Here is a 25,172-nt window from a genome sequence, read left to right as displayed (position 1 = left end):
CCGCAGATCAGGCGCTACCCTTGAGCCGGTCGAGCAGGCTGAACTGCCCAGAGTCGCCTCCCGCAAGGCCCTGCCCGATGCTGCCGGATAGCTTGCGGGCCTTCAGGTGTGGCTTCGCATCCGTTAGCGACTCGATGGCAGAGGCCAACCCTTCGGCGTCGTCCAGTAGTTCGGCGACATACTCCAGATCTGTTGCGTCAGCGAGCTTGCCGGTGGCTGCCACGCGTGCGGTGAACAGTGCGCGGGCAAGTTCCTCGGTGCGAGCCTCGGCAGTTTTGGCCCGGTCGCGGTATCCGGCATTCTCACGGCGCAGATCCTCGACTACCTTGCGCGGAAACGTATCTGCCCCTGAATCGCCCTCTGCCGCGCCAGGATCCCCCTCGGTAGTCGTTACCTCGGCGGGATTGATTTCGTTGCCCTGTAGACCATCTGGGCCGGTTTGCGTGTCACTCATAGCTGGTTTCCTCTCAGCGGTCCTGCAAGCTGCTCATCGTGCGGCCCAAGATGATGTCTCGGGCATTCTGGGCGTCCTGGTCGATAGCGGTTAGCTCGGCGGCGATCTGGTCATCTGACAAGCCGAGGCGCTGCAAGGTGGCGCGGCGGCTAAGAATGTTGGCTTGGTACAGCTTCACGGCGGCGTCGGCCTCGGCGGCAACCGAACGTGTCGAGGCGTCAGCCCACACCACACCGACAGTCACGTCTGCCGGGACGACACCGTCCCGCACCGATACCAGCAGGCGGGCGACCTGCTCCCAGGCCCTGCCGAACGTCAACTGACGGGCCTCGGCGCGGGCTGTCAGGCTGGCCTCCGATGCTCGCAGCGCTTCAGCACTGGTGGGCTGATCACTGAGGATGCCGAGGAAGTGGGACGGTAGCGCGGATACGGCCATGATCTGGCCTAGCCAAATCCTCACGGCTGCCTCATATCCCGCTAGGTTGGCACCTTCGAGCTGGCCGAATTTCGCCTGATCGTTCTCTGACACCATGGCGCGGTTACCCTCGGGAATCGGGTTGACCGTATCCATCACAGGTAGCCCGGTTTCGGGGTCTGTGACCACGTTGCCGTTGTCATCCAGGCGGGGAACCTCGGTCAGTTCGATGCCGGTTGCCCAGCGGCGAGGGCGTGCGGTGTACTCCTGGGCGACTGCCAGATCGGCCAACGTCTTGCATAGCCCGTCCACCAGTGGCCTGAGGTCTTCGATCTCGCTGCAGCCGTCCACGTCTAGCAGGCGGTCGCTGTTGGTGATCGGCACGACCGGCACCACGCCCAGCGGATTGGGCAGGGACTCCACCAGTTCAAACCCAGCGGCGGCAGCCCCCGGCGTATTGGCCCGGTAGTGCTGGATCTCTTCGGGTAGATACAGCCACGCCTCGGTGGTCGTCTTGGTGCGGATGCGCTTCACCGCTGCCAGCACATCGCGGCTGACCGGGTCACGCTTCACCGTGACTTGCTCGGCGCTTTCCACCGTGGCGCGTGGCTTACCCTCGGCGTCGGCCCACACAATGACAAACGCCTGGCCCAGCGTCAATGCCTCGCGGTGCGCAACACCGCTGAGCTGGTCGAGGTCCGAGGCTAGGAACTCGTCCCACACATCGTCACCTACGAAGCCCGAAACACGCAGCCGCTCAGCAAGGCTCGTCACCGCCAGGCGTGGAATGTTGGAGGCGATACGGCCAAATCGGTTGTTCAGAGCCAGCTTTGACTCGGGCGACAGAAACGCCAGAGGCTGCTGCCCTCGGTAGTACAGGTTCAGGGTGTGCCGGTGGTGGGCACCGCTGTCGAGCTTCTGCAGAAGCTCCACCAGGAGGTCGGGGGTGGTCATCGGAATGAGGTCGTCCTCTTCTTTGTCTTCGACCCCAGCCACGTTGCGCGACTGTGAGCCATGAGCAGAGCTGCGGCGCAGTCGATCTTTGCGGCGCTGCGCCTACGGCTGGCCTTGCCGATGCGAAGGCCTCCGTTGCTTTCAATTACCGTTGCGGCCAACACATGCCGCGTCAGGATCTCGTTGCCACTGTGGGTGAACTTGCCAGCGGTGGCGGCGGCATATAGTGCCGTCGTCGCCTTAGTGGTCCGCGATGGGGACCAAGGAAACTCGGTCACCTTCAAACCTTCGGCGGCGAGAACCTGAAGGGTGCGGGTCCAGCGGAACGGGTCAGCCACCAATTCGGTTACACGCCAACGAGTGCGGGCATCACGGATGGCTTGCTCTACTTCCAGGACCGGCACACGCCACTCAGGACTACCGTCGTTCTCCCACACGGCCAGCACATCGAAGTGAGGTGTTGGCGATACGGTGCCCATGACAAGAGCCGTGGCGTCGGAGTCGCGGCCACCGTAAGAACCGTCCAGGGCAATGACCACCTCGGACCGGTCTGGGATCGGCTGGCCGGTGTCCAGCACTGCCCAGGTATCTGCGTCAATGAACGGGTTGGCGTTCTCGGTGATGAACTGGCATAGCCGTGCGCGACGGAACTTGCCCTCTGGTGTTTGGTTCAGCAAGGCCCGCATACTTTCGCGGGTCAGGAAGTCATCCAGTGACGGGCAGGCCAGTTCCCAACAGTGCTCACAGTCGGCACGGTGGTGCTGGAACTCATCGGCGGAGAACTCCACCCATGCGAATGTCGAATCGTCGGGGTGGTCCTGGGCGTACTGGCGCAGATTCAACAGCACCGAACTGGCGGCGTTCGGCGGGGTGCCGATACCGATAGCAGTTGCACCCGGCAGCTTGCCCAGACCGAGTAGCAGCGTGTCCCACGTGTCCGGTGAGATAACGCCGACCTCGTCGGCCAGGGCCAGCGTCCAGGTGCCTAGCCCCTCTAGGCGCTTGGCTTCTGCCGGTAGCGCGGTCAGTGTGCTGCCCTTGGACGGGATCACGATGTGGTCCCGGTAGACCTGACAGCGGGATGCGAGCGCAGGGTTCAGCTCCACCATTCGTATGGCGGGGCGCAGTGTTAGACCGGCCTGGCGTTCGTCCACGGCCACAATCGGGATCTCGTTGCCGTCCGGCCCGGTGAACAGTTCGTACAGTCCCAGCGCGGCCATCAGGGACGTTTTCCCTGTCCCGCGTGGGCACATGATGCCCGCCACCGAGGGACGCGGTTCGGGGTCGAGGATGGGCCGCAACATGTCCACCTGCCAGTCCCGCAGGCGCATCGGCTCCCCGACACCATGGCCCTTGGGAGTAACCAGGAACTCAGCACAGAACTGCGCGAACCGTTCCGCGCCGACCTTGTCCGACACGAACGGCAGCGGAGTCGGATCGGCTGCCCGTTTCGGCCCAGCGGCCATGCGATACTCCTGGACTTATGGCGAGTTGGGAAACCTGGGCGCAGATAGCGGGTGTCGGCGGTTTCATCTTCGGTAGTTACAACATCGTTCGCGGCATACGAGAGCCAGTTCGCCTGTATCAACGTGAGCTCCGCAGCAAGCTCCGCGACGTCCTCTATGAGGTCCGGCTGGAACTTGAGGAAGCGTTGGAGCGCATGAACACTGGGACACTTGGCGAGCTTCCCGAGCGCCTGCAGGGCGTGCATGAACAATTGCGACGTATCAGTCCTGGCCTGATCTCGCCAGCGGGTGTCACGATGTCGGAGTACACGAGTGATCTGTATGCGGCGATACAAGGGCTGCGCGGCTACAAGTCAGGAAAAAGTCGTGGGGGCGCATGGGAGATGCGTCTCGAACGAGGAGGGCTCCGCCCGCTTTACAAGTTCCGCGAGATCAATACGTCACCAACCTCATCGGAATTGCGTGACCTCCTTTATAAGGCTGTCTGGAAGACTTCTGACCTCATCGACCTGACAGTCAGGATCGACAAAGGCTCGCATCTCACCTACCGGAGATATCGGCCCACCCGGTTCTCCGAACGCCAACACAAGCGGGCGCAGGACAAGGCCTTCGAAGTGGAGAGGCGGGGCGGGGCAGAGTAATCGTCCCTGCGCTTCGCACGCCCCGTGGGGCAGCCGGCTAAGTACCCCAACCCCCCAGGTCTGGCATGTTTTCGCTGGTCAGAGTCCTAGCGTGCTTGGCGGTGTCGCGTGTTCGCTGCGGCTAGAGGTGTGGAGTGGCAGCGGTGTTGCCGCAGCTCATCGGGTGCTGGTTGATGGGATGTGTTGCGGCCTGGTGGTTTCGGTGTTCGCTTGGCGTTGCTTGCGTGCTGCGATGGCGGCGTGGACGGCAGAGCGTTCGGCGTCGGTGCAGTGGTCCTGGCGTTGGCCGTTACACGGGTTGCAGAGCACGCGGAGGTTCAGCGGCTCGTAGGCCAGCGAGGGATTCTCGGCCAAGCTGATGATGTGGTCAACGCTGAGATCTTCAGTAGTGCCGCATAGCTCACAGAACGGGCTGGTCTTGCGCAGGGAGGCTGAGAGTCGCCGCCATCGTGTCGTGTCGCGTACGTGGCCTCTGGGCCGTCGTGCGGTGCACTTGACGCGATGGTCTGGGCATCGGGATTGCTCGTTGAGCTCCCCGCATTCGAGGCAGGGTTTCAGGATGGCTGCCATGTCACTGCATCGCTCTGCGTCTCCATAGGTTGATGGCGTCATGGTCGGGTTGGTCCGGCAGTAGCGAGGTATGGACGGCGTCCTGTAGTCGTCGCTCCCAGTGCTGGATTGATTCGTCCACGTACTCGGTTGGGATCACGTTGCGTCGGATGGCCATGAGGTAATCGCGGTCTGGTCCTGCCTGCATTGGCATCGTGATGGTGCCGGTGGTGAGGAGTTCCACGGTTTGCATGAGGAATCTCAGGGCGAGGTCGTCACGTTCGGCAGCGACTGCGGTACGCCATCCTGGTGTGAATGTGGCTGCAATTTCCTTGGACAGGAATAGGTGTCGATTTGCTCGCAGTCCGATGAGATCTGGCGTCAGCAGTTCGGGTGTGAACAGTAGCTCTCTCAGCGACGGGTTGCCTTCGCCGTAGTTACGTATCCCTGTCAGGGTGATCTGGTGTATGTAGTCAGCGAGGCTGAGGAACGCTGTCGGAAACTCTGGAACTGTGAACCATTCGAACTCACGGGAATGGTTGGGGAACAGTGGGATTCGGTCGGCTGGTGGTCGGGCGCAGATACCGAACGTGTCCCATCTGTCAGAGTTGGGTAGCTGCAGGCCGTGCGCGTAGGAACCGACGTTGCCGACGATGGAGATTCGTCGGAGGATGGTCACTGTTCGGCGATGAGTTCGGCCACCAGGCGCTCACGGTCGGCTAGTTGCGCGTCCTGTTCCTCGAGGATGCGCCGGTAACGGCGGATCGCTGCGTCACGTTCGCGGATGGCCAGGCGCAGTAGGGCTACGTCGTTGGGGATGGTGCGCTCTGCGGGTAGTGCGGTCATTGTGAAACCTCTTCGCTCACTAGGTGAATGGGTAGCGTGCTGATCTTGGCGGCAATGCTTCGATATAGGGCCAAGAGCTGATCGCAGGTGAGTACTACGTGGATGTCGCTGTCTGGCCGGTTGCTGCCGAGGCTCAGGTGTAGGTCTGCGATGCCGTGTTGTGACGGGTGGCCTTCGATGGCGATGCGCTGCGGGTAGATCAGGGATGCGTTCATGGCTTCCAAACTGAGAGTAAAAAGACAGATCAAAGAGGGCGTTTGCATTTGCCCTGTTCAGCGAGTCGGACATGGGTCAGAATTTGACCCACCACATGGGTCAGAATTTGACCCATGTTGGCTGCCGATATGGGTCAGTCACTGACCCACCTTGGCACGCTGCTTACGCTGATCCGCCTTACGGAGGTGAACGGCGCACGGGCTGTCAGGGTTGCCGCCCCAACCACCTTCAATTGCATGCGCAGGGACTACCAGACATTCGGCGCACGACGATTCGTCGAGTAGGCCAGCCTTCTTGGCATCGCGGATAGCCCGCTGAAGATTGTTGGGATCCAACGGCTTAAAGCCGTCCTTGCCGAAACCGCCGAAGATCTCGGCAATCTGCCCGCGCTGAAACGTTGCGTGACCGTTTGCCTTATGGCGTGCGAACGCTAGCCATGCGACACGGCACCACAGCGGGTACGCGGGATCCGCTGCACGTTCTTCCCACACCGATTGAAAGTGCTTAGCCCAGGTGTTGCACGTCGCCGTCACAGTCGTTCGCCCTTCAGTGTTGCTTCGCGCTCGCGGGCCAGGTAAGAGTCCACATCGCTGCGTCGGTACACGATGCGCTTGCCACGCTTGTAACTCAGCGGGCCATGTGACCGCCAGCGGAGGTTATACATATGCCCCACAGTCACATTCAGCATGGCGGCGGCCTCGTGAATGGTCAGCAGTTCATCGACAATCTGAGCCACTACGCTGCTCCAGAGTTGAGAATGGTTGATACGCAACGACGATTGCGATCTGAGCTTGCGGGGCAAGGCCTCCGCTATCTGAATCTAGTATCTCATACGTTTGCCGTTTAGATCATCGTTGCAGGTAGCGATACTGGCACAAGTAACTGCCCATAGGACGGGTGTGCGTGACCTGCATCGGACGGGTAGCGATTCAATACGGACATGGCGCAACTACTCCGCACCGCACAGGTCTCCGAACAGACCGGCATTCCTGCCCCAACACTGCGCTGGTGGCGGCACCGCCAAGAAGGCCCCGCGTCATTCAAACTGGGCAGGACCGTGGTGTACGACGCTGACGATCTCGCCGCGTGGATCGAATCGCAGAAGGCCAGGACCACACGCGGCGAACAGTGAGGCCGCAATGGCACCTATGCGGCCTTCTGAGCCGCTTTCATGGCCTCCCCCAGGGCCTCGGCCACCCCGGCCAGATCGTCGCTCATCAGATGCCCGTAGAGATCCAGCGTCATGCTGGCCGTGGCATGCCCAAGCATGTGCTGAATCACCTTCACGTTGGCCCCGGCAGAGATGGCCAGGGACGCACACGTATGCCGTAGATCGTGCGGCGTGATCGTCGGGAAGCTGGGCGTACTCGCCTCCCCCGTTGTCGCCGTCTCCTCTTCGCGCTTGGCTTCAGCCGCGGCCTGCGCTGCCTTAACCGCGTTGTCGAACGCCCACCGGTATTCACCCAGTGGCAGATGCCCACGCTTACGGCTGGGGAAGACAAACGCGTCAGCGTCGGCGGGCAACTCAGCCTTGAGCCGTTCCCACACTGGCGCAGGCACGGGGACGCGGCGGGTTCGCTTGGTCTTGGTCGCTGTCTCTACGATGCCCTGACCCTGCACGTAGGTGGCCGAGTTCCGCACCGTGATCTCTTTGTTGCCAATGTCCTTGCGGCGCAACGCTGAAGCCTCACCGAACCGCAGGCCGCAGTATCCGAGTACGAGAGTCATCGTCTCGAATCGTCCTGTCTCACTGGCTAACTGAATGAGTTGCGCGTGGGTTAGATAGTGCTGCTCCGTCTCGGGTGCCTCGGGTAGATCGTTGCGCGGGCTGATCTCAGCGGCGATGTTCTTCGACGCCAGACCTGCCTTCACGGCGTACTTGAACACTGCGCCCATCAGTTGATGGGTCTGCCGGATCCGACTGGCCGATAGCGCGGTGCCCGCAACTGAGCCGTCCACAGACAGGCTGGCGATCCACGAGGACAGGCCCCCGTAACTGATCTCCTTGATGGGCGTATCGCCCCACTTCGGCAGCACCAGGGTGTCCAGGATGGATCGGTAGCCCACCAATGTCTTGGGCTTGCGCTGCGCACCCTGCTTGATCTTGAACCACTCTTCAGCCACGGCGCGGAACGTGTCGGTGCCAACGTCAGGACTGACCCACACGTTCGTGACGACCTTGCCGCGCTCAGTGTTCGACCACGCCTCAGCCTCGGCCTCGGTGCGGCAGTCCTTCGTGCGCGGCTTGCCGTCGTCACCGACGTACCACCCGCGCCAGCGCTTCCCGATGCCCTGCGGCTTCCCCCTGCCCTCGGCCCATGGCCCCGTGGCCCGCTTCGACGGGGTGCCGTCCTTGTTCTTCCACAGGTCAGACACGCCACCTGTACCTGGGGTTCTCTTGATTGACCTGCTGGGCTTGTCGGTGGTCCCGACTGGCACGCTCATGGCCGCGAGTTTACAACCTGCATACAACTCGAATCGGGAACGAAAAGAAAATAGGCTCTGACCTGGTGCCCCCAGTCCGATTCGAACGGACACTGTGCGGATTTTAAGTCCGCTGCCTCTGCCAATTGGGCTATGGGGGCGTCAAACGTCGTAAGCACGGTACCCGGGCCGTTCCGCGACCACGTCATGCAGGTTCGGCATAAAGCACCAGCACCTGACGCCGACCGTCAAAATTTTTGACGCTCCAAGCATGAACACCATGCCAAGAAGCTCCGGCCAGCCCGCCGCTTCATGTTTCAATACCCACGGGCCAAGAGGGCGGGGACACACATGGCGAACAACATTGCCGACGCGATTGCCACAGTGGCAGAACGCATTTCATCGATACGGCGCCCGCGTGCGATGCGTGCAGTGGCCCGGTTCAACAAGTACGTGACCAACCCAATCCAGCGGATGTAGGCCCCGTATCTGCCCTACATGGCGGTCATGGAGCATGTGGGCCGCAAGTCCGGCACCAGCTACCGCACCGGGGTGAACTACGGTGCGCGGTCCGACTGGGTCCGCAATGTCCAAGCAAACACAGCCACAGTGATCCACCGGGGCAAGCACCACCGGCTGGTCGATCCCCGGGTCGTCACCCTCGACTCCCCTGACTCGCGCCCTGCACGGCCAGCTTGCGGCCCGCTAACTGGCCAGCGGCATGCGGTTGGCCGGCTCAGCCAATACGGTGACTACGGGCCGCGGGAACCGCAGCGTCGCGCACGCATCATCGAGCGTCTCATCGACCGAGGTGGCCACCTCGGCCAGATCGTCAGAGCCGTCGCCGAAGGTGAAACCATGCCCGCCCAACCCGATCCGGGTCAACACGACGCCGTGGTCACGGCGGATTTGCGCCATCTCGGCCAGCATGTCGCCGATCGCGGCCGGATAGCTGACGAAGTGGTGCTCGTCGGGCCCGACCTCGCTGTACAGGCCCACCAGATCCAGTCGTGGACAATTCAATACGGCGCTGTACGCATCCGTGGCCTCATGAGTGTCGAAACCGAATCCGACGCCTGCACCGCGGCGCGTCACGGCGACCAGCACTCGCTGCCTGCGTCCCTTGGCCGACGCGAGCTGCTCGATCTGAGACAGGGAGTCGACGACGACTCTTCCGACGCCCAGATTGACTGTGCAGAAAAGTAATTCGTTGGAGTTCAGCCCGCTGGCGTGCACCGTCATCCGGATGGGCGCGATATCGGCCGCCAACGCGACCCCCAGCTCCGGGCTGGTCCGCACAACCACCGTCACCCCACGGTCCCGGGACCAGCGCGCGACTTCGCCGTCGGTGAGCGCGGATGCGGGCAGTGCCAGTTCGACCGTGCCCAGGGAGCGCTGCGTATCGGCGCAGCGGCGCACCGCTTCGGGCTCTCCCGGCGGTTGCGCTTCCGGGTGTCGACTGGCCACCGACGCCGGCGTGCGGGCCGAGAACATGGACTTGACGACCGTCGAGAGCGTCACCGGAACCTCTTCACCACCGCACCCGACCGGATGTCATTGGGCGCCTGATCCCACGATCACCCCGCCGGATACCACATGACCAGTGCTTTTGCGGTCTCTTGACGGTTCGGGCCGAAACTTTGACGCGGCACTGACGAACCCCTAGTGGGTGTAAAGGACCTGATCAGATGACCCCGGGACGCGTCGACCAGCGCAATTGGCGCCTTTTCGACGGCTGTGCCGCTCCCGGCCCAGGCCGGCGGAAGAAGACCGTAAAGGACCGCGGCGCGGGCGTAAAGAAACCGTCAACAGCTCGCCTACCGACCGGAAAGCGGGCCGATGCTGGGTCAGGCCCCGAAAGTCGGAGGCCTGTGAACGTGTCTTCGAATGGAGACAGCATGTCTGTCCTGATTTACATCGTGCTGACGGTGGCGATCTTCGCCCTGCTCGGCCTGGTGCAGAGGTTGGTCGAACGACTGTGAGCTACGAAAACATCGTCGGTCTGATCCTCGCGGTGCTCATCGCCGTCTTCGTGTTCGCCGCCCTGCTCTTCCCTGAGAGGTTCTAGTGACTACCACCACGGCGGGGATCTTGTTCCTCGCACTGCTCGTCGCGGTCCTCGCGCTGGTGCACGTGCCGTTGGGCGATTACATGTTCCGCGTCTACACGGGCGACAAGGATTCCCGCGCCGAGCGGCTGATCTACCGCGTGATCGGGGCCGACCCCCGTTCCGAGCAGACCTGGGGCTCGTATGCCCGCAGCGTGCTCGCGTTCTCGGCCGTCAGCATCCTGTTCCTGTTCATCTTCCAGCTGGTCCAAGGCAAACTGCCGCTGCACCTTCACGATCCGGCCACCCCGATGACCCCGGCGCTGGCGTGGAACACGGCCGTCAGCTTCGTCACCAACACCAACTGGCAGGCGTACTCCGGTGAAACCACCCAGGGCCACCTGGTACAGATGGCCGGTCTCGCCGTGCAGAACTTCGTCTCTGCCGCTGTCGGCATGGCGGTCGCCGTGGCCCTGGTGCGGGGATTCGCACGTCGGCACACCGGCGATCTCGGCAATTTCTGGGCCGACCTGGTGCGCGGCAGCATCCGTATCCTGCTTCCCATTTCGATCATCGGTGCCATCGTGCTCATCGCCGGAGGCGCCATCCAGAACTTCGCGTTGCACGACCAGCTGGTCACCACGCTCAGCGGCGCGCAACAGACCATCCCCGGCGGTCCGGTCGCGAGCCAGGAGGCCATCAAAGAGCTGGGCACCAACGGCGGCGGCTTCTACAACGCCAACTCGGCGCATCCGTTCGAGAACCCGACCACGTGGACCAACTGGTTCGAGATCTTCCTGATCCTGCTGATCCCGTTCTCGTTGCCGCGCACCTTCGGCCGGATGGTGAACAGCCCCAAGCAGGGTTATGCGATCGCGGCGGTGATGGGCGTCATCGCCCTGCTGAGCACCAGCTTCATGATGTGGTTCCAGCTGCAGCATCACGGCACCGTGCCCGGCGCGGTCGGCAGCGCCATGGAGGGCGTCGAACAGCGCTTCGGCGTGGCTGATTCAGCGGTCTTCGCGTCGGCGACGACGCTGACCTCCACCGGTGCGGTCGACTCGTTCCACGACTCGTACACGAGCCTCGGCGGCATGATGACGATGTTCAACATGCAGCTCGGCGAGGTCGCACCCGGCGGTGTCGGATCGGGCCTGTACGGCATGCTGATCCTCGCGATCATCACCGTGTTCGTCGCGGGCCTCATGGTCGGACGCACCCCGGAATACCTGGGCAAGAAGATCACCCCGCGCGAAATCAAGCTGGCGGCAAGCTATTTCCTGGTCACGCCGCTGATCGTGCTGACCGGTACCGCGGTGGCCATGGCCATGCCGGGCCAACGCGCCGGGATGCTCAACACCGGACCGCACGGTCTGAGCGAAGTGCTCTACGCCTTCACCTCCGCGGCCAACAACAACGGCTCGGCCTTCGCCGGCATCAGCGTCAACACCGAGTGGTACAACACCGCACTGGGCCTGGCGATGGTGTTCGGCCGGTTCCTGCCCATCGTGCTCGTGCTCGCGTTGGCGGGATCGCTTGCCGCCCAAGGCAGCACACCTGAGTCCATCGGCACCCTGCCGACGCACCGGCCGCAGTTCGTCGGAATGGTCGTCGGCGTCACGGTGATCCTGGTCGCCCTCACCTTCCTGCCCATGCTCGCACTCGGGCCCCTCGCTGAAGGAATCCACTGATGTCTACCCCTACCGCCGAACGCGCGGTTTCCCACCAACCCAAATCCAAATCCGTGCCGAGCGGGCTGATCGACCCGGCGATGTTGTGGCGATCGGTACCCGACGCCCTACGCAAGCTGGACCCACGCACGTTGTGGCGCAACCCGGTGATGTTCATCGTCGAGCTCGGCGCGGTGTGGAGCACCGTGCTGGCCATCATCAGCCCGACCTGGTTCGGCTGGCTGATCGTCGGCTGGCTCTGGCTCACCGTCGTGTTCGCCAACCTCGCCGAGGCAGTCGCCGAGGGCCGCGGCAAGGCGCAGGCCGAGTCGCTGCGAAAGACCAAGGCCGACACCATGGCCCGCCGGCTCACCGAGTCAGGAGCCGAGGAGTCGGTGCCCGCACCGCAACTCAAGCTCGGCGACATCGTGGTGGTCGAAGCCGGCCAGGTCATTCCCGGTGACGGCGACGTCGTGGAAGGCATTGCCTCGGTGGACGAATCGGCCATCACCGGTGAATCTGCCCCCGTCATCCGGGAATCCGGTGGCGACCGCTCGGCGGTCACCGGTGGCACCACCGTGCTGTCGGACCGCATCGTCGTGAAGATCACCCAGAAGCCCGGGGAGAGCTTCATCGACCGCATGATCGCGCTCGTCGAAGGTGCCAACCGCCAGAAGACCCCCAACGAGATCGCGCTGAACATCCTGCTGGCTGCCCTGACGGTCATCTTCGTGTTCGCCGTCGCCACCCTGCAGCCGCTGGCCATCTACTCCAAGGCCAACAACCCGGGTGTCCCAGACAGCCTGTCGCTCACCGCAAACGGTGTCAGCGGGATCGTCATGGTGGCGCTGCTGGTGTGTCTGATCCCGACGACCATCGGCGCGCTGCTGTCCGCCATCGGTATCGCAGGCATGGACCGTCTCGTACAGCGCAACGTGCTGGCGATGTCCGGCCGAGCCGTCGAGGCCGCCGGCGACGTCAACACCCTGCTACTGGACAAGACCGGCACCATCACCCTGGGCAACCGGCAGGCCTCCGAGTTCGTCCCGCTCACCGGCGTATCGGCCGAGCAGCTGGCCGACGCCGCCCAGCTGTCCAGCCTGGCCGACGAAACCCCCGAGGGCCGCTCGATCGTCGTGTTCGCCAAGCAGCATCACGGTCTGCGCGCCCGCACACCAGGAGAACTCACGCACGCGCACTGGATCGAATTCAGTGCCACCACCCGCATGTCCGGTGTCGACCTCGACGGGCACAAGCTGCGCAAGGGCGCCGCCAGCGCGGTCGCCGAGTGGGTGCGCTCCGAAGGCGGCACCGTGCCGGCCGAGTTGGGCGCGATCGTCGACGGTATCTCCGGTGCCGGCGGCACCCCGCTGGTCGTCGGGCAGGTGACCGCCGAGGGCGGCAAAGCCGAAGTGCTCGGCGTCATCCACCTCAAGGACGTCGTCAAGCACGGCATGCGCGACCGGTTCGACGAGATGCGCAAGATGGGCATCCGCACGGTGATGATCACCGGTGACAACCCGTTGACCGCCAAGGCGATTGCCGACGAGGCCGGCGTCGACGATTTCCTCGCCGAGGCCACCCCGGAGGACAAGCTGGCCCTGATCAAGAAGGAGCAGGCCGGCGGCCGGCTCGTCGCGATGACCGGCGACGGCACCAACGACGCCCCCGCACTGGCCCAGGCCGATGTGGGCGTGGCGATGAACACCGGAACGTCGGCGGCCAAAGAGGCCGGCAACATGGTCGATCTCGACTCCGACCCGACCAAGCTCATCGAGATCGTGGAGATTGGCAAGCAGTTGCTGATCACGCGCGGTGCGCTGACGACGTTCTCGATCGCCAACGACATCGCGAAGTACTTCGCGATCATCCCGGCCATGTTCGTCGCATTGTTCCCCGGCCTGGACCTGCTGAACATCATGCGGTTGCACAGCCCGCAGTCGGCGATCCTGTCCGCGGTGATCTTCAACGCCATCGTGATCATCGCGCTGATCCCCCTGGCGCTCAAGGGTGTCCGCTACACCCCGAGCAGTGCATCGAAGCTGTTGAGCCGCAACCTGTATCTGTACGGCCTCGGCGGCATCGTCGCGCCGTTCATCGGCATCAAGCTCATCGACCTGCTTGTCCAACTCCTCCCCGGGATGTCGTAAACCATGCAAATCTCAAACCTGATTCGTCAACACATCGCCGCACTGCGCGCGCTGCTCGTCCTGACCGTCGTCCTGGGCATCGGCTACCCACTGTTCATCTGGCTGGTGGCGCAGCTGCCGGGGCTGTCTCACAAGGCTGACGGCTCGATCGTCGAGGTCGCCGGAAAACCGGTGGGCAGCAGTCTGATCGGGCAGTCGTTCACCGACTCCGACGGGAAGCCACTTGCCCGCTACTTCCAGTCCCGCCCGTCGGCGGCAGGCGACGGTTACGACCCGATGGCCTCGGGTGCGAGCAACCTGGGGCCCGAAAGCGTCATCGACACACCGGACAAGCCGAGCTTGTTGACCCAGGTGTGCACCCGCAGCCTCGATGTGGCCAAGCTCGACGGCACCACGGGCACACGTCCGTTCTGCGCCGGTGACGGCGTGGGCGCGGTGCTGGCGGTGATCGGCCCGCGTGATCCACACGGCAACGTCGTGCACCCCACCACGGTGGTCAGCATCAACCAGCCGTGCCCGGCCGTTCCGTTCCTGGCCAGCTATGAAGGCGTCCGCGTGGAATGCGCGAAGCCCGGTGACGACTACAGCATCGGGCAGATCGTCCCGATCCGTGGTGCGGCCACGGCCGCGGTGCCCGCGGACGCGGTGACCGCCAGCGGCAGCGGGCTGGATCCGAACATCTCACCGGAATACGCCGAGCTGCAGGTGAACCGCGTGGCCAAGGCACGCAATCTGAATCCCGACGTGGTCCGCCAATTGGTCGCCCAGCACACCGACGGCCGTACCCTGGGCTTCATCGGTGAGCCGCGCGTCAACGTGCTGGAACTCAACATCGCACTCGACCACCTGGGTGGATGATGGGTTGATGACGGCCAATACCCCGAAGCGAGGTGAACTGCGCATCTACCTGGGCGCAGCTCCCGGCGTGGGCAAAACCTACGCCATGCTCGGCGAGGCGCACCGACGGCTCGAACGTGGCACCGACGTGGTGGCCGCAGTGGTCGAAACCCACGGTCGCGCCAAGACCGCCGAACTGCTCGAGGGCATCGAGATGATCCCGCCGCACTACGTCGAGTACCGCGGCAGCCGCTTCCCGGAACTCGACGTGCCGGCGGTGCTGGCCCGCAACCCGCAGGTGGTGCTGGTCGATGAGCTGGCCCACACCAACACGCCCGGCAGCAAGAACGCCAAACGCTGGCAGGACGTCGAGGAATTGCTCGCCGCGGGCATCACCGTCGTCTCGACGGTGAACGTGCAGCACCTGGAAAGCCTGAACGACGTCGTGTCCGGCATCACCGGTATCGAGCAGCAGGAGAAGGTGCCCGACGAGGTGGTCCGGTCCGCCGATCAGATCGAGTTGGTGGACATCACCCCGGAGGCGTTGCAGCGCAGGCTATCCCACGGCAACGTGTACGCACCGGAACGGATCGACGCCGCACTGTCGAACTACTTCCGGCGCGGAAACCTCACCGCCCTGCGGGAATTGGCCCTGCTGTGGCTAGCCGACCAGGTGGACGCGGCGCTGGCCAAGTACCGCGCCGACAACAAAATCACCGACACCTGGGAGGCCCGCGAGCGGGTCGTGGTGGCCGTGACGGGCGGCCCGGAATCAGAGACCCTGGTACGCCGGGCATCCCGGATCGCGTCGCGATCGAGCGCCGAACTGATGGTGGTCCACGTGGTCCGCGGCGACGGGCTCTCTGGCGTATCGGCCGCGCATATGGGCAAGGTGCGCGAGCTGGCAACCAGCCTCGGCGCCACGGTGCACACCGTCGTCGGCGACGATGTCCCGACGGCCCTGCTGGATTTCGCCCGCGAGCGCAACGCCACCCAGCTGGTGCTCGGCACGTCGCGACGGTCCCGCTGGGCCCGCTTGTTCGATGAGGGCATCGGCGCGGCTGTGGTGCAGCAGTCCGGCAAGATCGATGTGCACATGGTGACCCACGAGCACGCCAGGCGCGGTGCCCGGCTGGAGACCGAGCATCGCCATCTCGCGTCGTGGCTCGCGGCCGTGGTGGTTCCGTCGGCGATCTGCGCGGTGACGGTGTATCTGCTCGACCCGTACCTCGGGGTCGGCGGTGAGAGCGCACTGTTCTTCGTCGGTGTCCTCGTCGTGGCGCTGCTCGGCGGTGTCGCACCCGCCGCGGTGTCCGCGGTGCTCTCGGGCCTGCTGCTGAACTACTTCCTGGTGGCGCCGCGGCACACGTTCACCATCGCCGACCCCAACAGCGCCATCACCGTCGTGGTGCTGCTGGCCGTCGCGGTGGCGGTCGCGGCGTTGGTCGACGGCGCCGCGAAGCGAGCCAGAGAGGCCAAGTGGGCGTCGCGGGAAGCCGAGCTGCTGGCGCTGTTCGCCGGATCGGTCCTGCGCGGCGCAGACCTGGAGACGCTGCTCGAACGCGTCCGGGAGACCTACAGCCAACGCGCAGTGAGCCTGCTGCGGGAAGGTACGGGCATCGTGGCGTGCGTGGGCGAAGATCCTTGTGTGCAGGTTGATTCGGCCGACACCGCCATCGAGGTCGGCGACGACGAGTTCTGGTTGCTGATGTCGGGGCGTCAGCTGCCCGCCCGCGACCGGCGGGTGCTTGGCGCCGTCGCGATGCAAGCCGCGGGGCTGGTGCGGCAGCGAGAACTGAGCGAAGCGGCAGGCAAAGCCAACGCCATCGCCCAAGCCGACGAGCTGCGGCGCTCACTGCTCTCGGCCGTCAGCCACGACCTGCGCACCCCGCTGGCCGCCGCCAAGGCAGCCGTATCCAGTCTGCGCAGTGACGATGTCGACTTCTCCGAGGACGACACCGCGGAACTGTTGGCCACAGTGGAGGAGTCCATCGATGCACTGACCGCGCTGGTGGGCAACCTGCTGGACTCGTCGCGACTGGCCGCCGGTGTGGTGCGGCCCGAACTGCGCCCGGTGTATCTAGAGGAGGCCGTGCAACGCGCTCTGATCGGGATCAGCAGGGGTACCACAGGATTCGGGCGCCAAGGACTGGACCGCGTGAAGGTGGAAGTGGACGATTCGGTGGCGATGGCCGACGGTGGCCTGTTGGAGCGGGTGCTGGCCAACTTGATCGACAACGCCATGCGCTATGCGCCCGACGGCCCGATCCGGGTGACCGCGGGACGCGTGGGCGACCGGGTGCTGATCGCGGTCATCGATGAAGGCCCGGGCGTGCCACGGGGAACCGGCACCGCGCTGTTCGCACCCTTCCAGCGGCTCGGCGATCATGACAACAGCACCGGTGTCGGGCTCGGCCTGTCAGTGGCTCGCGGGTTCGTCGAGGCGATGGGCGGAACCATCTGGGCCACCGACACCCCAGGCGGTGGACTGACCGTCGAAATCGACTTGGCTGCACCGTGATGGTCATCGAAAAACTGAAGGATCGCGCATGGGTGTAGCTAAGACCCGGGTGCTGGTGATCGACGACGAGCCGCAGATCCTGCGGGCCTTGAGAATCAACCTCTCGGTGCGCGGCTATGAGGTCACCTGTGCGGCCAGCGGAGCCGAAGCACTGCGCAGTGCCGCCGATCATCGTCCCGACGTCATCGTGCTCGACCTCGGGCTGCCCGACATGTCCGGTATCGAGGTGCTCGCCGGGTTGCGCGGCTGGTTGTCGGCGCCGGTGATCGTTCTTTCGGCCCGCACCGATTCCTCCGACAAGGTCGAGGCGCTCGACGCCGGAGCCGACGACTACGTCACCAAACCCTTTGGCATGGACGAGTTTCTGGCCCGGTTGCGGGCCGCGGTACGACGCGCGGCGGTCGCCGACGCCGACCAGCCGGTGATCGAGACATCGTCGTTCACCGTCGACCTCGCCGCCAAGAAGGTCACCAAGAACGACGCCGAGGTGCATCTGACCCCCACTGAGTGGGGCATGCTCGAGATGCTCGTACGCAACCGCGGCAAGCTGGTGGGCCGCGAGGAACTGCTCAAGGAGGTGTGGGGCCCGGCCTACGCCAAGGAAACCCACTATCTGCGGGTCTACCTCGCGCAACTGCGGCGCAAACTCGAGGACGATCCGTCGCACCCCGTGCACCTGTTGACCGAGGCGGGCATGGGCTACCGGTTCCAGGAGTGAGCGTCCCTGCTAGCCCGTCAGCAGCGAGATGACGGCCTTGTTGAGCCGCCGTCGCGGCCAACCCGACACACCGTCGCCGCCCAGCGCGGCCCTGGCCGCGTTACGCCCGCACGCGCCGTGCACCCCGCCTCCCGGCGTCGCGCCGGCGCTGCCCAGATAGACATTGTCGACCGGTGTCTGCGCCCGGCCGAATCCCGGCGCGGGCCGAAAGATCAACTGCTGGTACAGCTGTGACGTGCCTCCGTTGACCGCTCCGCCGTGCAGATTCTCATCGCCGCTCTGCAGATCCGAGGGCCGCTGAACCATGGTGCCGACCACATGATCGGTGAATCCGGGTGCGTGCTCTTCGAGCACCTGGCCGACAGCCGCCGCGACCCGGTCGGCCGACGCGTCATCGGTGACGCGGCGCGGCAAATGCGTGTACGCCCAGGCGCTTTCGGTGCCTGCCGGTGACCGGCTCGGGTCGGCGGTGGTCATCTGCCCGAAGAGCATGAACGGCTGCCGCGGCAGCGTGCCGGTGTGCAAATCGGCCATCCAGCGGACGAGGCCGTCATGGTCGGCGCCCAGGTGCACCGTGCCGACCTCGTTGAGGTTCTTCGACCGCCACGGCACCGGCTCGTCGAGCGCGTAATTGACCTTCAAAACCGGTGTATCCCAGTCGAAATGACGCATGCTGTCGAGAACCGACGCAGGCACAGCGTCCGCGGGGAGCAAGTCACGGTAGAGCCTGGGCGCCGACGTGTCGGCGATGACGGCACGCCGCACCCGCACCGTGGTGCCGTCGGCCGTTCGCACCTCGACCGCGCGGCCACCGCGTACCGCGATGCCATCCACCTCGCGCCCGCATTCGATCCGGGCCCCCGCCGCCGTGGCTCGCCGCACCAGCGCCGCGGTCAACTGCCCCGCACCGCCGACCGGCACGGGCCACCCGCCGTCCTGCGCCATCATGATCAGCAGATAGCCCATGACTCCGCTGCCCGGAGCGTCGATCGGCACGTCGGCATGCATCGCGTTGCCCAACAACAACAATCGCGCCGCGGCGCCGTCGAACAACCGCTCGGCCATCACACCTGCCGGCAAGAGCAACAGGTGCGCGAGTCGCAGCGCGTCGGAGGTACCCAGCCGGTGCAGCAGCCCGAGCAGCCCACGGATCGGCGGAAACGGCGCGAACAGCGCCTCCAGAAGGGGCTCGCGGACCTGCTGCCACTGCTCGAACAGTGCACACCACTTCTGGCCATCTCCGCGGTGATGACGGTCCAATTCGGCTGCGGTGCGGGCGATATCGCGATAGATGACTGGGGCGTCCTCGTCTGCGGCCGAGTGCGGATGCCCCACCACAGCCGGTGCACGGCTCCACCGCAGGCCGTGATCTTCCAGATGCAAGGCACGCAACGCCGGGGATGCCACCGACAGCGGGTAGAACGCGCTGTAGAGATCGCTGACGTACCCGGGAAAGAGTTCGGCACTCTTGACCGCGCCACCCGGCTCGGGTTGTGCCTCCAGCACCAGTACGTCCCACCCCGCGTCAACGAGCATGGCCGCGGCGACCAGGCCGTTGTGGCCCGCGCCGATCACCACAGCGTCCGCGCTGAGCCGGCTCATTGCGGCGCTTCCCGGCGTTCGGCCAGCGCCGCCAACCGCTCGACACACTCACGGTTGCGCGGGTAGACCAGCAGCAGCGCCAGCCGGTGCGGCACCCAGTTGAGCGGCCCGCCAACCGGCACCTCAGCCATCTCGATCCGCGTACCGTCGTGGACGTCGGCCAACCGCAAGGTGATCCGTGCACCGCCGAACGGCCGCACCCTGGCCAACAACACCAACTCCTCCAGCGGTGTGCACGATTCGACCACCGTCTCGTCGTTGACCACCACGGGCCAGACCCCGATCGTGTGGTGAATCTTGCTGCCCGCCGCGGGCCAGTCGGGGGCGACGGCCCGCATCCGCGTGTTGCCGACCACCCATTGCGAGTACGTCCACCCATCGGCGACGACATCCCACACCTGCTTACGCGACGCAGTGGTGTGGCGCTTGACGATCAGCGGACTGTCGACCGCTCCCGGAGACGACTCAACCATGGGCGCTGGGCTACCCGACCACGGCGCGGTCAAACGTCACGCAGGCTCCCAGCTGCGCGTCAGCCCGCCGTCACACGATTGCCGCGCAACGTTCGCCTGTCACTCGCTCGCCGGACGAATCCGCTGAGGACGCTTGTGCGATGGCCGATCGATCGCATGCGTACAACAGTGTCTGGCAACTACGCAGCGACGCGTGGTGCCGATTGGAAGAAGCCGCCGACCGGCTGAACCGCGCCACCACGGTCGGAGCTCTCAAGGACGAGTACACCGCGATCTGCCGGGACCAGCTGGCGGCCCTGACACCGCTGGAACCGTACTGGGCGTACCCCGGTTCGGCCCGGTTCGCCAAGGTGCAGCGGCTGTTCAACACCGGCGGCTACGACAAGTTCGCCAGTACCGTCAGCCGGATCAACCGGGCACTGACAAGTGAGTCCTATCGGACCGGGGACGCCGACAGTGCCAATGTCGAGGACGTCGAGATCTTCCCCGCCGATCCGCGCACCCTCGAACAGCAGCCCGTCACCCACAAGGAGCAGCTCTACTTCGAGGTACTGGTCGTCGAGAAGATGACCGAGGCCCAGGAACGCGCGCTGCGCAAGGAGGTTCGCAGCTGGCGTCGTCCCGACGACGAGTTCGTGTACGAACTCGTGGTGGTGGCCAGCGGCGACGAGGCGCTGATCGCCGCGCGACTCAACGTCAACCTGCAGGCGGTGGTGATCCGGCGCCGGTTCAGCCACCAGTCCGAACGCAACCTCAGCGCGCTGGCCGAGTTCGCCGACACCAAAGTGTCCGCCGACCTCGACGACCACAAGTCGCCCGACGAACGGGCCCAGATCCTGGCCGCGTCGCTGCACGAGCTGCGCCCCGAACTCGACCTCTATCTGATGACCGAGATCGACGTCGAGGAGATCGCGGGGCGGCTCGGGCCCTCATTCCGCCGGGTTTTCCACGCCCGGGAGGGCGTGCTCGAGCTACACCTGTCGATCCTGCAGGGCGTGGCCGCGCGGTACCGCACGCCGTTCTTCAGCGCACTCAAGCAATACAGCCACCGGCCGACGGGTGTGTTCCATGCCCTGCCCATCAGCCAGGGCAAGTCGATTGTCAACTCGCACTGGATCAAAGACATGGTCAGCTTCTACGGGCTCGACGTGTTCATGGCCGAGACCTCAGCCACGTGCGGCGGCCTGGATTCGCTGCTCGAACCGACCGGTCCGCTGCGGGAGACCCAGCAGCTGGCCGCCGAGACCTACGGATCGCGTCGCACCTACTTCGTCACCAACGGCACCTCGACCGCCAACAAGATCGTCACCCAGTCATTGGTGGCGCCCGGCGACATCGTGCTGCTGGACCGTAACTGCCACCAGTCTCACCACTACGGCATGATGCTGGCCGGCGCGAACGTCATCTATCTCGAGGCCTACCCGCTGCCCGACTACACCATGTACGGCGCCGTGCCGCTGCGCGAGATCAAGTCGAAGTTGTTGGCGCTCAAGCGCGCCGGCAAGCTGGATCGCGTCAAGATGATCTCGCTGACCAACTGCACGTTCGACGGCATCGTCTACGACGTGCAGCGCGTCATGGAGGAATGCCTGGCCATCAAGCCCGATCTGGTGTTCCTGTGGGACGAAGCCTGGTTCGCGTTCGCCCGGTTCCATCCGGTGTACCGGGCTCGCACCGCGATGGCCTCGGCCGCCAAACTGCGAGAGAAGTTGGCGGACAAGGACTATTCCGAGGCCTACCAGAAGCAGCTGGCCGCCGACAGCCAGAACCCGCCGACCGACGATGAACTGCTCAACCGCAGGCTGGCACCGGATCCGGCCAAGGCGCGGGTGCGGGTGTACGCGTCGCAGTCGACGCACAAGACGCTGACCTCGTTGCGGCAGGGCTCGATGATCCACGTCTTCGACCAGGACTTCGACCAGAAGGTCTCCGAGGCGTTCCACGAGGCGTACATGGCGCATACCTCCACCTCTCCCAACTATCAGATCCTGGCGTCCCTGGACCTGGGCCGGCGGCAGGTGGCGCTGGAGGGTGTGGAACTGGTGCAGCGCCAGATCGAGAACGCCATGCAGCTGCGCGACGCGATCGACAACCATCCGCTGCTGAGCCGCTACATGGCCTGCCTGCGCACGTCGGACCTCATCCCCGACGAGTTCCGCGACTCGCACATCGCCCAGCCGCTGCGCTCGGGGTTGCGCAACATGATGACGGCGTGGGACCGCGACGAGTTCGTGCTCGACCCGTCGCGGATCACGTTGTCGATCGGCCGCACCGGCTACGACGGTGACACCTTCAAACGCGACCAGCTGATGGACCGCCACGGTGTGCAGATCAACAAGACCTCCCGCAACACCGTGCTGTTCATGACCAACATCGGCACCACCCGCTCATCGGTGGCGTTCCTGGTGGAAGTGCTGGTGAAGATCGCCCGAGAACTCGACGACGCCGTCGGCGACATGGGCCTCGGCGAGCGCAGCCGGTTCGAGCAGAAGGTGCGCAAGCTGACCGCGAGCACGGCCGCGCTGCCCAACTTCAGCGGCTTCCACGAGGTGTTCCGGGATACGACGGGCGATACATCTACACCCGAGGGCGACGTACGTCGGGCGTTCTACCTGTCCTACGACGACACCAACTGCGAATACCTCGGCACCGACGAGATCCTCGAAAAGCTCGATGCGGGAGCCGATGTGGTGTCGGCGACGTTCGTCACGCCCTATCCCCCGGGCTTCCCGGTGCTGGTACCCGGCCAGGTGTTCAGCCGCGAGATCCTCACGTTCCTGCGCGATCTCGACACGCCTGAAATCCACGGTTACAACCCCGATTTCGGGTACCGGGTGTACACCGACAAGGCGATCGAGATGTGCCGGCCGGTGACACAGCCACCCGCCACGGTGCCAGTGTCTGAGCCGGTGGCGGCTCCGAAGCCGAAGAAGGGCACCGCCAACCGCTCGGCCGCCGCTGCAGGCGCGGATTAGCCCCGCAGAGACCCGCCGAACAGACACAGAATCGCCCGATTTCGCGCCACATGGTGTGATTCAGCGTCTGCTCGCGGGGAGGGGTGAGCACCGGCTACGGTGTCGGGCTATGTCCGGTTATCGCGACCTCTTCGACATCAGCATCAACGACCCCGCCACCTTCTGGGCCGACGCGGCCAAGGCGGTCACCTGGACACGCGAGCCTCAACGCATCCTCGATGACGACAACCCGCCGTTCTACCGCTGGTTCCCCGACGGCGAACTGAACACCTGCGCCAACGCGCTCGATCGCCACGTCGCCGAACGCGGGGAGCAGGCCGCATTGATCTACGACTCCCCCGTCACCGGCACCAAACGCACCTACACCTACCGCGAACTGCGCGACGCCACCGCCCAATTCGCCGGTGCGCTACGCCAATTGGGCGTCGGCAAGGGCGATCTGGTGGTCGTGTACATGCCGATGATCCCCGAGGCCGTCATCGCGATGCTGGCCTGCGCGCGCCTCGGTGCCGTGCATTCGGTGGTGTTCGGCGGGTTCGCCGCGCACGAACTGGCCACCCGGATCGATGACGCCAAGCCGGTGGCCGTGGTGAGCGCGTCCTGCGGCATCGAGCCGACCCGCATCGTCGAGTACAAGCCGATGCTCGACACCGCGCTGGACATCGCCGAGCACAAGCCGCGGGCCTGCGTGATCCTGCAGCGCGAACAACGCCCCTGCGCACTGGTCGCCGGCCGCGACCACGACTGGCGGGAGCTGACGGCGTCCGCGACGCCGGCCGATCCGGTGCCGGTCGCGGCGACCGACCCGCTGTACGTGCTCTACACGTCGGGCACCACCGGCAAGCCGAAGGGCATCGTGCGCGACAACGGCGGGCACGCCGTGGCCCTGCTGTGGAGCATGCGCCACATCTACGACACCGCTCCGGGCGACGTGTACTGGGCCGCCTCCGATGTCGGGTGGGTGGTCGGCCACTCCTACATCGTCTACGCCCCGCTGTTGCTCGGGGCGACAACCGTGCTCTACGAGGGCAAGCCGATCGGTACGCCCGACGCCGGGGCGTTCTGGCGGGTCGCCGCCGAGCACAAGGTCAAGGTGCTGTTCACCGCGCCAACGGCCATCCGCGCCATCAAGAAGGAAGACCCCGACGGTGCTCTGATCGGCAACTACGACCTGTCCGGTCTGAAATACCTGTTCCAGGCCGGCGAGCGGCTCGACCCCGACACCTATCACTGGGCCGCCGACAAGCTGGGCATTCCCGTCATCGACCACTGGTGGCAGACCGAGACCGGCTGGGCGATCGCCGCCGACCCGATGGGCGTGCAGCCCCTGCCGGTCAAGCCAGGCTCGGCCACAGTGCCCATGCCGGGCTACGACGTCCAGATCCTGCATTCGGACGGCGCGGTGGCCGAGCCCGGTGATGAGGGCGCGATCTGCGTCAAACTGCCGCTGCCGCCGGGCACCCTGCCGACGTTGTGGGGCGACGACCATCGTTATGTGGCGGCCTACCTGTCGGCGTTCACCGGCTACTACCTGACCGGCGACGGCGGCTACATCGACTCCGACGGCTACCTGTTCGTGATGGGCCGCACCGACGACGTCATCAACGTCGCCGGGCACCGGCTGTCGACCGGGTCGATCGAAGCGGTGCTGGCGCAGCATCCGGCGGTGGCCGAATGCGCGGTGATCGGCGTGGCCGACGAGATCAAGGGACAGGTGCCGCGCGGGTTCGTGGTGCTCAAGTCCGGGGTGTCGGCCGACCGGCTGTCCGAGGAGCTCATCGCCGCGGTGCGCGACAACATAGGAGCGGTGGCCTTTTTCAAGAAGGTCGACGTGGTGGCGGCGCTGCCGAAGACCCGCTCGGGCAAGATCCTGCGCAAGACCATGCGCGCGATTGCCGACGGCCGCGACGAGCCGGCGCCGTCGACGATCGAAGATCCAGCCGTGTTGGACGCGCTGACGCCGGTGCTCCGCGGGCAGGACGCCTGAGCGTTTGCCGGCGCGGCCGCTTCCCCGCCGAGCAGACATGAAAGTCCCCAATTCCTCGGCGTGTCGGGTGCTTTGATGTCTTCTCGGCATGGGGAATCCTTTATTTTCCCTGTGACCCGAACTATTGTGAGGTAGTCATATGTTGATTTCCCATCCGAGCTTGGGCGTTTGCTACCGGTCGACACCGGCACCGCCTGGGCACCTAAGGAGCTGAACAACGATGCGCA

At 65.2% G+C, this 25,172-nt stretch carries 24 protein-coding genes and 1 tRNA gene; 11 read left to right on the top strand and 14 right to left on the bottom strand.

Annotated elements, in window-relative coordinates; all coding sequences use genetic code 11:
* Positions 1–7: 7 nt before the first annotated feature.
* The 3 genes from RMCB_RS15010 to RMCB_RS15000 are packed head-to-tail and all read right to left on the bottom strand — an operon-like array spanning position 8 to position 3,289.
* Positions 8–454 carry a hypothetical protein gene (locus RMCB_RS15010; protein WP_062829371.1) on the bottom strand — a complete coding sequence of 149 codons (447 nt, stop codon included), beginning with the start codon at positions 452–454 and terminating at the stop codon, positions 8–10.
* A 13-nt stretch (positions 455–467) separates the two neighbouring features.
* On the bottom strand, positions 468–1,823 hold the full coding sequence (locus RMCB_RS15005) for a phage portal protein (protein WP_062829370.1): 1,356 nt from the start codon (positions 1,821–1,823) through the stop codon (positions 468–470).
* Positions 1,820–3,289: a terminase large subunit domain-containing protein gene (locus RMCB_RS15000; protein WP_062829369.1), complete on the bottom strand. Its 1,470-nt coding sequence runs from the start codon at positions 3,287–3,289 to the stop codon at positions 1,820–1,822. Before RMCB_RS15000 ends, RMCB_RS15005 begins: the two co-directional genes overlap by 4 nt.
* A gap of 17 nt (positions 3,290–3,306) precedes the next feature.
* On the opposite strand from RMCB_RS15000, the gene RMCB_RS14995 reads away from it, so the two are divergent.
* A complete protein-coding gene (locus RMCB_RS14995) occupies positions 3,307–3,930 on the top strand; it encodes a hypothetical protein (RefSeq protein ID WP_062829368.1) in 624 nt (207 codons plus the stop codon).
* A 156-nt stretch (positions 3,931–4,086) separates the two neighbouring features.
* Here RMCB_RS14995 and RMCB_RS36980 read toward each other — a convergent pair whose 3' ends face one another.
* From RMCB_RS36980 to RMCB_RS14975, 6 genes are all read right to left on the bottom strand, one after another.
* Entirely contained in the window at positions 4,087–4,500 is a 414-nt protein-coding gene (locus RMCB_RS36980; RefSeq protein WP_072278476.1) for an HNH endonuclease signature motif containing protein, read from the bottom strand.
* Position 4,501: 1 nt separating this feature from the next.
* Positions 4,502–5,158, bottom strand: a complete 657-nt coding sequence (locus RMCB_RS14985; protein WP_062829366.1) for a nucleotidyltransferase domain-containing protein — start codon at positions 5,156–5,158, stop codon at positions 4,502–4,504.
* Positions 5,155–5,325 carry a hypothetical protein gene (locus RMCB_RS36050; RefSeq protein ID WP_165606288.1) on the bottom strand — a complete coding sequence of 57 codons (171 nt, stop codon included), beginning with the start codon at positions 5,323–5,325 and terminating at the stop codon, positions 5,155–5,157. Before RMCB_RS36050 ends, RMCB_RS14985 begins: the two co-directional genes overlap by 4 nt.
* Positions 5,322–5,540 (bottom strand): hypothetical protein, encoded by a 219-nt coding sequence (locus tag RMCB_RS14980; RefSeq protein WP_062829365.1) that lies wholly within the window; start codon positions 5,538–5,540, stop codon positions 5,322–5,324. The genes RMCB_RS36050 and RMCB_RS14980 overlap by 4 nt, the downstream gene beginning before the upstream one ends.
* A gap of 138 nt (positions 5,541–5,678) precedes the next feature.
* On the bottom strand, positions 5,679–6,032 hold the full coding sequence (locus RMCB_RS35835) for a hypothetical protein (RefSeq protein WP_131805529.1): 354 nt from the start codon (positions 6,030–6,032) through the stop codon (positions 5,679–5,681).
* A gap of 38 nt (positions 6,033–6,070) precedes the next feature.
* Entirely contained in the window at positions 6,071–6,277 is a 207-nt protein-coding gene (locus RMCB_RS14975) for a helix-turn-helix transcriptional regulator (RefSeq protein ID WP_062829364.1), read from the bottom strand.
* Between the two features lie 204 nt (positions 6,278–6,481).
* On the opposite strand from RMCB_RS14975, the gene RMCB_RS14970 reads away from it, so the two are divergent.
* Positions 6,482–6,673 (top strand): helix-turn-helix transcriptional regulator, encoded by a 192-nt coding sequence (locus tag RMCB_RS14970; RefSeq protein ID WP_062829363.1) that lies wholly within the window; start codon positions 6,482–6,484, stop codon positions 6,671–6,673.
* A 14-nt stretch (positions 6,674–6,687) separates the two neighbouring features.
* On the opposite strand, the gene RMCB_RS14965 is transcribed toward RMCB_RS14970, so the two are convergent.
* The 3 genes from RMCB_RS14965 to RMCB_RS14950 all read right to left on the bottom strand — a co-directional run bounded on the left by RMCB_RS14965 (position 6,688) and on the right by RMCB_RS14950 (position 9,486).
* Positions 6,688–7,917: a tyrosine-type recombinase/integrase gene (locus tag RMCB_RS14965; protein ID WP_234792114.1), complete on the bottom strand. Its 1,230-nt coding sequence runs from the start codon at positions 7,915–7,917 to the stop codon at positions 6,688–6,690.
* 132 nt (positions 7,918–8,049) lie between these two features.
* A tRNA-Leu gene (locus RMCB_RS14960) sits at positions 8,050–8,126 on the bottom strand.
* A 544-nt stretch (positions 8,127–8,670) separates the two neighbouring features.
* Positions 8,671–9,486: a type III PLP-dependent enzyme domain-containing protein gene (locus tag RMCB_RS14950; protein ID WP_234792113.1), complete on the bottom strand. Its 816-nt coding sequence runs from the start codon at positions 9,484–9,486 to the stop codon at positions 8,671–8,673.
* Positions 9,487–9,842: 356 nt separating this feature from the next.
* Here RMCB_RS14950 and RMCB_RS36285 point away from each other — a divergent pair, with 356 nt between their 5' ends.
* The 7 genes from RMCB_RS36285 to RMCB_RS14920 are packed head-to-tail and all read left to right on the top strand — an operon-like array spanning position 9,843 to position 17,908.
* Entirely contained in the window at positions 9,843–9,947 is a 105-nt protein-coding gene (locus RMCB_RS36285; protein ID WP_234792111.1) for a potassium-transporting ATPase, read from the top strand.
* Positions 9,944–10,033, top strand: a complete 90-nt coding sequence (locus RMCB_RS14945; RefSeq protein WP_036424600.1) for a potassium-transporting ATPase subunit F — start codon at positions 9,944–9,946, stop codon at positions 10,031–10,033. The genes RMCB_RS36285 and RMCB_RS14945 overlap by 4 nt, the downstream gene beginning before the upstream one ends.
* Entirely contained in the window at positions 10,033–11,703 is a 1,671-nt protein-coding gene (gene kdpA / locus RMCB_RS14940; RefSeq protein ID WP_062829362.1) for a potassium-transporting ATPase subunit KdpA, read from the top strand. Before RMCB_RS14945 ends, kdpA begins: the two co-directional genes overlap by 1 nt.
* Positions 11,703–13,832 carry a potassium-transporting ATPase subunit KdpB gene (gene kdpB, locus RMCB_RS14935; protein WP_062829361.1) on the top strand — a complete coding sequence of 710 codons (2,130 nt, stop codon included), beginning with the start codon at positions 11,703–11,705 and terminating at the stop codon, positions 13,830–13,832. The genes kdpA and kdpB overlap by 1 nt, the downstream gene beginning before the upstream one ends.
* 3 nt (positions 13,833–13,835) lie before the next feature.
* A complete protein-coding gene (locus tag RMCB_RS14930) occupies positions 13,836–14,690 on the top strand; it encodes a potassium-transporting ATPase subunit C (RefSeq protein ID WP_062829360.1) in 855 nt (284 codons plus the stop codon).
* Between the two features lie 7 nt (positions 14,691–14,697).
* Complete coding sequence (locus RMCB_RS14925; RefSeq protein WP_062829359.1) at positions 14,698–17,190, top strand: DUF4118 domain-containing protein; 2,493 nt, start codon at positions 14,698–14,700, stop codon at positions 17,188–17,190.
* A gap of 28 nt (positions 17,191–17,218) precedes the next feature.
* On the top strand, positions 17,219–17,908 hold the full coding sequence (locus RMCB_RS14920; RefSeq protein WP_029370719.1) for a response regulator: 690 nt from the start codon (positions 17,219–17,221) through the stop codon (positions 17,906–17,908).
* A gap of 9 nt (positions 17,909–17,917) precedes the next feature.
* On the opposite strand, the gene RMCB_RS14915 is transcribed toward RMCB_RS14920, so the two are convergent.
* Together RMCB_RS14915 and RMCB_RS14910 are read right to left on the bottom strand one after the other, a co-directional pair.
* The gene (locus RMCB_RS14915; protein ID WP_062829358.1) at positions 17,918–19,510 is read right to left on the bottom strand and encodes a phytoene desaturase family protein; all 1,593 of its coding nucleotides are present in this window, start codon (positions 19,508–19,510) and stop codon (positions 17,918–17,920) included.
* Positions 19,507–19,983, bottom strand: a complete 477-nt coding sequence (locus RMCB_RS14910) for an SRPBCC family protein (RefSeq protein ID WP_029370717.1) — start codon at positions 19,981–19,983, stop codon at positions 19,507–19,509. The genes RMCB_RS14915 and RMCB_RS14910 overlap by 4 nt, the downstream gene beginning before the upstream one ends.
* A 140-nt stretch (positions 19,984–20,123) precedes the next feature.
* Here RMCB_RS14910 and RMCB_RS14905 point away from each other — a divergent pair, with 140 nt between their 5' ends.
* Entirely contained in the window at positions 20,124–22,958 is a 2,835-nt protein-coding gene (locus RMCB_RS14905) for an aminotransferase class I/II-fold pyridoxal phosphate-dependent enzyme (protein WP_062829357.1), read from the top strand.
* Positions 22,959–23,067: 109 nt separating this feature from the next.
* Positions 23,068–24,945 (top strand): propionyl-CoA synthetase, encoded by a 1,878-nt coding sequence (locus tag RMCB_RS14900; protein WP_062829356.1) that lies wholly within the window; start codon positions 23,068–23,070, stop codon positions 24,943–24,945.
* Positions 24,946–25,172 lie beyond the last annotated feature (227 nt).

It is taken from the genome of Mycolicibacterium brisbanense, assembly GCF_001570425.1.
Lineage (GTDB): Bacteria > Actinomycetota > Actinomycetes > Mycobacteriales > Mycobacteriaceae > Mycobacterium > Mycobacterium brisbanense.
The sequence above is the reverse complement of the archived record's forward strand: the minus strand, read 5'-3'. Positions and strand labels throughout refer to the sequence as shown.

What these genes read in the sequence shown, in the direction of transcription:
- RMCB_RS15010 (WP_062829371.1), bottom strand. Translation starts at nt 454, where the DNA reads ATGAGTGACACGCAAACCGGCCCAGATGGTCTACAGGGCAACGAAATC.
- RMCB_RS15005 (WP_062829370.1), bottom strand. Translation starts at nt 1,823, where the DNA reads ATGACCACCCCCGACCTCCTGGTGGAGCTTCTGCAGAAGCTCGACAGC.
- RMCB_RS15000 (WP_062829369.1), bottom strand. Translation starts at nt 3,289, where the DNA reads ATGGCCGCTGGGCCGAAACGGGCAGCCGATCCGACTCCGCTGCCGTTC.
- RMCB_RS14995 (WP_062829368.1), top strand. Translation starts at nt 3,307, where the DNA reads ATGGCGAGTTGGGAAACCTGGGCGCAGATAGCGGGTGTCGGCGGTTTC.
- RMCB_RS36980 (WP_072278476.1), bottom strand. Translation starts at nt 4,500, where the DNA reads ATGGCAGCCATCCTGAAACCCTGCCTCGAATGCGGGGAGCTCAACGAG.
- RMCB_RS36050 (WP_165606288.1), bottom strand. Translation starts at nt 5,325, where the DNA reads ATGACCGCACTACCCGCAGAGCGCACCATCCCCAACGACGTAGCCCTA.
- RMCB_RS14980 (WP_062829365.1), bottom strand. Translation starts at nt 5,540, where the DNA reads ATGAACGCATCCCTGATCTACCCGCAGCGCATCGCCATCGAAGGCCAC.
- RMCB_RS14970 (WP_062829363.1), top strand. Translation starts at nt 6,482, where the DNA reads ATGGCGCAACTACTCCGCACCGCACAGGTCTCCGAACAGACCGGCATT.
- kdpB (WP_062829361.1), top strand. Translation starts at nt 11,703, where the DNA reads ATGTCTACCCCTACCGCCGAACGCGCGGTTTCCCACCAACCCAAATCC.
- RMCB_RS14930 (WP_062829360.1), top strand. Translation starts at nt 13,836, where the DNA reads ATGCAAATCTCAAACCTGATTCGTCAACACATCGCCGCACTGCGCGCG.
- RMCB_RS14925 (WP_062829359.1), top strand. Translation starts at nt 14,698, where the DNA reads ATGACGGCCAATACCCCGAAGCGAGGTGAACTGCGCATCTACCTGGGC.
- RMCB_RS14920 (WP_029370719.1), top strand. Translation starts at nt 17,219, where the DNA reads ATGGGTGTAGCTAAGACCCGGGTGCTGGTGATCGACGACGAGCCGCAG.
- RMCB_RS14915 (WP_062829358.1), bottom strand. Translation starts at nt 19,510, where the DNA reads ATGAGCCGGCTCAGCGCGGACGCTGTGGTGATCGGCGCGGGCCACAAC.
- RMCB_RS14910 (WP_029370717.1), bottom strand. Translation starts at nt 19,983, where the DNA reads ATGGTTGAGTCGTCTCCGGGAGCGGTCGACAGTCCGCTGATCGTCAAG.
- RMCB_RS14905 (WP_062829357.1), top strand. Translation starts at nt 20,124, where the DNA reads ATGGCCGATCGATCGCATGCGTACAACAGTGTCTGGCAACTACGCAGC.
- RMCB_RS14900 (WP_062829356.1), top strand. Translation starts at nt 23,068, where the DNA reads ATGTCCGGTTATCGCGACCTCTTCGACATCAGCATCAACGACCCCGCC.